The following is a 1,834-nucleotide window of genomic DNA, read 5'->3' as shown; positions in this document are numbered from 1 at the left end:
GGTGTAACCTCAATCAGGATAACGCCAGTTAAAGAAATCACAATTACAGGTTATCCAAAAAAGCAATAACTTACTGTGGTACGTAAACTACATATTTAGTCTCAAAATAAGCTGAAAGCGGATATAATTCTGCTTTCATTCTTAGTTTATATCATTTTTCCCCAAGGTTTGACTTCTATACCATTACTACGGTTTTGAATAGTTGAACCAGTATAACAAACTATGGTTTTTAGGCCTTTTTTATCATCGGTTATGCCTTTAAAGTATAACAAACCTTTTTGATAATCAGTATTCATTGTAGCACCGGCCTTAATTTCAATAGCAGTAATAGTTGTAGCCGAATCAAGTAATAAATCCAGTTCGTTGCCCGTTTTATCACGCCAATAATATAGGTTATCCTGCAAACCTTTGTTTAACCGCTGTTTCAGCAGATCTATAATCAACATATTTTCGAAAAGTGCGCCTATACTAGGGTGTAGTGCCAATTGTTCTGTGTTTTGTAGCCCCAACAAACTGCAGGCTACGCCCGTATCGTAAAAATAAAGTTTTGGGGCTTTAATAATCCGCTTATTATAATTGTTGTAAAATGGTTTGAGCAGGTAAATGATATAGCTCGACTGTAAAATGTATAGCCAAGCCTGCACTGTTTTGGCATCAATACCGCAATCATTACCCAACGATTGCATATTTAAAATCTGCCCGGTCCGGCCAGCGCATAAACGCAGAAATTTCATAAACAATGCTAGATCTGTAATATTTTTAAGCTGGCGTACATCTCTTTCTACATAGGTATTAATATAGTTGGGGTACCAATCAACAGCATCAATTCTTTTATATAAAGGCTCGGGGTAGCTCCCATTAAAAATATGCTGTTCGTAACTTGATAATAATTTCGCTGTTTTTAATTCTTTTAAACTACATGGTAATAAATGCAGATAAGCAACCCTACCCGCTAAGGTTTGAGATATACTCTCCTGCATTAAAAAGTTATTACTACCACTTAAGATAAAAAAACCAGCCTTATTGTTTTCATCAACAATTTGTTGGATATAAGAAAACAGATGAGGTAGTTTTTGTATTTCGTCTAAAATAGCACCGTTTTTAAACTGTTTTAAAAAACCGTTCGGATCGACAGTGGCGAATTCGGCCACATCGGGGTTCTCTAACGATACATAGGGCTTACGTGGAAAAGTAGTTTTACAGATAGTGGTTTTACCACTTTGCCGAGGCCCCACAACTGCAACTACCCTAAATTTAGAGGCCAATTGCTTTAGTTTATTTTTTCCAACTCGCTGTATCATAATACAAATATAAAAAAACACTGACAAATACGGAATACAATTCCCGATTAGAACAAAATAAATTCACAAAAAACTAGCAATCAAGTAATTACTAAAAATAAAATTATATTAATATTAAATTACTGTGGTACGTAAACCACATATTTAGTCTCAAAAAAATCTTCCTCAAAATAAGCTGAAAGTGGATATAATTCTGCTTTCAGTTTTGATTCTTTGATCTCTTCGGCCAAATCGCCTCCTTTTAAATACAAAACCCCGTTTGGAATGGCATTTAACGAGTCTTTTTTAAATTTGCCCTGTATCCATGGGTAGAATTCGCCTAATCGCGTAACCGCTCTCGAAACCACAAAGTTAAATTTCTCTTTAATTTGCTCTGCTCTTAAATGATCGGCCCTTAAATTCTCCAAACCTAATGCCGAAGCCACTTCTTTTACTACTTTAATCTTTTTTCCGATAGAATCGACCAGATAAAATTCTGTTTCTGGAAACAAGATGGCCAATGGGATGCCCGGAAAACCACCACCTGTACCTAC

At 35.6% G+C, this 1,834-nt stretch carries 2 protein-coding genes; both read right to left on the bottom strand.

Annotated elements, in window-relative coordinates; all coding sequences use genetic code 11:
• Positions 1 to 146: 146 nt before the first annotated feature.
• Positions 147 to 1,301, bottom strand: a complete 1,155-nt coding sequence (locus AC1DND_RS26990) for an ATP-binding protein (protein WP_477585825.1) — start codon at positions 1,299 to 1,301, stop codon at positions 147 to 149.
• 119 nt (positions 1,302 to 1,420) lie between these two features.
• Positions 1,421 to 1,834, bottom strand: a 414-nt coding sequence (locus AC1DND_RS26985; RefSeq protein ID WP_477585823.1) for a 16S rRNA (guanine(527)-N(7))-methyltransferase RsmG, incomplete at its 5' end; no start/stop codon positions are given.

It is taken from the genome of Pedobacter sp. 01N416 (genome assembly GCF_056399685.1).
This window is presented reverse-complemented; position numbering and strand designations above follow the sequence as displayed.